Raw genomic sequence first — 3,502 nt, forward strand, 5'->3', positions numbered from 1 at the left:
ATCAATCACATAAACACTTTTGAACACGTTTTGACCTTAAATTGCACTGCAATTATTTCCCCCTCAAGCGAGCATTACTTCGTGCGCATCGACCTGTTTCTGGCCTGAGCCCAACAGCTATAAAAGATAGCAAGTAACAGGATGCCATAAAGAACTAAACAACGATTTAAAACAATTAACAAACGATCGGAGTAATTCACATGAAAACACATCTTAAAGCATTTGGTGCTTTCGTCGTGGGTGCATCAGTACTCACTACGCAAATGGCAGCCGCAAGTTCAGACAACGACAAGATAAAAGTAATGACTCGCAATATTTATCTTGGTGCCGACATATTCCCAGTCATTGCCACAGCTCAAGAGCAAGCAGCGCTGCCACCTGAACAGCAAAACCCAATCGCTATTCCAATGGCTGTGAGTGAAGTATTCCAAACGGTTCAAGCAACTAATTTCCCTGAGCGTGCGCAAGCCTTAGCCGATGAAATTGAACGTCGTCGTCCTCACGTTATTGGTCTTCAGGAAGTCTCACAATGGTTCACTGGCCCGGCTGATTCTTTAGTGGGCGGTACGAGCCCGGCAACGACAGTTGTTTATGACTATTTAGATATTCTTATGGCAGCGCTTGAAGAGCGAGGCTTGGACTACACGGTTGCCTCGGTTGTCGACAATGCTGATTTAGAGCTGCCGATGGTGACGGGCGCAGACGAGACTGGCTACCAAACGTTTGCAGATGTACGTTTACACGACCGTGACGTTATTCTCGTTAAGAATGGCAATAACATTACCTTCTCTAATGAGTACAGCGAAAACTTTACCACAAACGGTACGACCAGTATCGGTAACGCCTTGATTGAGTTTACGCGCGGCTACAACATGATCGACGTGAACGTAAAAGGTGCTGACTACCGTTTCGTCAATACTCACCTAGAAGTGGGTGGGGCTGAGCCTTATATGTCACTACAAGCAATTCAGATGAATGAGCTGACGCAAGTAATCAATGCGACAACAGCCCCAGACGTTCCAGTGATATTGGTAGGCGATTTTAATAGTAGCCCAGAAGACCAGCCATTTGAGTCTGCTTTCGGTTTAGGTACTTTGATCCCACCTTACCTACAAGCAGTGGGTAAGGGATACCACGATCTATGGTTGTCAAAGAAGAAGCCACGTGACGTCTATACCTGTTGTTTCTCTGCTGATGTGTCGGATGAAGACGCGCAGTTATACCAGCGTATCGACCACATCTTTTTCGAACCCAAAGCACGTGAGATCACTAAGCTGAAAGCCAAAGTGTTGGGTGACAGCAATGCAGATATGACAGACGAGAATGGTTTGAATCCTTCTGATCATGCTGGCGTATTTGGCAAAATAAAACTTGCCAAATAGCACCGACGAAGACGCTAAACGATAAGAAAACTGGCGCTCCTCTCTAGCGAGCGCCAGAACTATATTAAAAAGTTGTACATACATTAAAAGCTGTACTCACATTAAAGGTTGTACTATGAGGTGTTATATGAATTATTCATCCCTTAAAAAAGGGTTTAACTTGAGCAAAGTGGCCGTGCTTTTGGTCAGTTTGATGCTTGGGAATGTCGCGCTTGCCGAGTCTTATATCTATCTAACGAACAGCACGATGGAAGAATTGTCCATTAATACCGTTCAAACAGGGCACGATAATATTGACCATGGCGATGAGTGGGAGCAGCTTACCCAAACCGTTCCTCCTTTGGCAACCGTGAAATTTTTACGTTTTAATCGTGATGACGGCATTAAGTGGGGTAAGCGTTATTACTTCACGACAACTGTTCAGGGCAAAAGCTCTTCATTAGAACTTCAGCAAATGCTGGAAGGTACTTGGAATTTCAGCTACATGTGGTTGTCTGCCGAGAACGACCCTTGGCAATATGATCGTGACATTCATACGATTGCACGAGACTTTGATGGCAAGGCCTCTACGCTAGCGTATCGTTCTGAATACGCACGTGTTTCAGGTGATGACATTCACTACGTCATTGATAACGACTTTGAGCTAGAAACGCGTGAAGAGAGCAATAACAACTTCAAGGTTTTGACCTATAACGTTTGGAACCTGCTACCCGGTATTACCTCAAAGAATACACATCCTCGCCTGGATACCATCGCAGAGCTTGTAAAAGGCTACGATGCAGTTGTATTTCAGGAGCTTTTTGACCCGATTCTGACAGCACATTTTAGAAGCAAGATCAGTGAGGAATATCCTTACCTGACAGACATTCCATTCAAGCTTGGTAAGTTACTGACAGGTGGCTCTTTCATTGCGAGTCGTCACCCGATTATTGAGCACGATGATGTTGTCTATGACGCATGTCGGGCAGATGGTTGCTTAGCGTCTAAGGGCATGAACTATGCGAAAATTGATAAGGGGGGGAAAATCTATAACCTGTTTGGAACCCACACGCATGCCTACACGACAGCAGATGATATTGCGGTTCGATTTTCTCAGCTAGCGCAGCTAAAAGGTTTTGTAGATAGCAAGAACATCCCATCAGATCAACCTGTACTGATGGCGGGAGATTTCAACGTCGATAAGGTGAACTTCCCACAAGAGCACGTAGACTTTTTATCGCTTATGAATGCAACAGAACCTACAGCGTTAGGCGAGTACCCTTACTCTTACGCAGGCCCTGTGAATGTTTATGCGGATGATCAATACAATGAGTACTTAGACTATGTGTTGTATTCAAACGAGCATCAAGCGCCAGTTTATTCTCATAACAAGATGCTGACGCCTCGTAGTATTGAATGGGATCACTGGACCACTTGGGACTTGTCAGATCACTACCCTGTAGCGAGTGAGTTTGTATTCGCTGAGTAAGCCACTTTTACTACCTTAGTTGCGTATTGATACCCACACTGCTTAGTGTGGGTTTTTTTCGTTTAGAGCGAGGCAAAAGACGCTCGACTCGCTTTCTCCCGGCTGACACATCGCGCCGATATATATCAAATCTATATCGAGCTTAATCTAAGCCAATTGTGATCTATTGAGACGTTCTGCTCGTAAATCTTTTGATCACTATGCCAATGTCTTGTCTTGAACTCTAAAGAATCCATATAGGGAATATGATGAAAGAGCGTAAGTTTCAGGTTAAACCCAGCACACATAAAGGAAATAAGGCGGCGCGCTTACCTTGCCGTGGCTGTACAAAAAACTGTGGAAACTATATGGTTTGTGAAGGCCGTCCATGGAGGACTCTAAGTGACCACAACTAAGTTATCTACCCGACTTTACAGCACACCTTATCGAATCGTTGGCATCTTATATCTTGCCTCGGGCCTTTGGTGTGCGATAAATCCCACATTGTCTGCCAGTTTCTTGGGGATAAACTTTCAGAGTGAAATGGGGCTTGCCGAATTCTTTTCTGTCTATGGAGGGCTTCAAGTAGGGATCGGTTGTGCAATGATACTGTCATCATTTTACAAGCCTTACTTGGAAGGCGCCGTCTTTTTCGCAGCGATAGTATCGACAG

The 3,502-nt window shown here is 44.7% G+C and carries 3 protein-coding genes; all 3 read left to right on the forward strand.

Annotation, left to right across the window (positions count from 1 at the left end; all coding sequences use genetic code 11):
* The first annotated feature begins 200 nt into the window (after positions 1–200).
* Positions 201–1,382, forward strand: a complete 1,182-nt coding sequence (locus A3766_RS19650; RefSeq protein ID WP_068508179.1) for an endonuclease/exonuclease/phosphatase family protein — start codon at positions 201–203, stop codon at positions 1,380–1,382.
* 127 nt (positions 1,383–1,509) lie between these two features.
* On the forward strand, positions 1,510–2,850 hold the full coding sequence (locus A3766_RS19655; protein ID WP_082885854.1) for a sphingomyelin phosphodiesterase: 1,341 nt from the start codon (positions 1,510–1,512) through the stop codon (positions 2,848–2,850).
* A 381-nt stretch (positions 2,851–3,231) separates the two neighbouring features.
* The coding region (locus A3766_RS32105; protein ID WP_231882933.1) for a hypothetical protein at positions 3,232–3,502 on the forward strand (271 nt) is incomplete at its 3' end.

Source organism: Oleiphilus sp. HI0132, assembly GCF_001635845.1.

What these genes read in the sequence shown, in the direction of transcription:
- A3766_RS19650 (WP_068508179.1), top strand. Translation starts at nt 201, where the DNA reads ATGAAAACACATCTTAAAGCATTTGGTGCTTTCGTCGTGGGTGCATCA.
- A3766_RS19655 (WP_082885854.1), top strand. Translation starts at nt 1,510, where the DNA reads ATGAATTATTCATCCCTTAAAAAAGGGTTTAACTTGAGCAAAGTGGCC.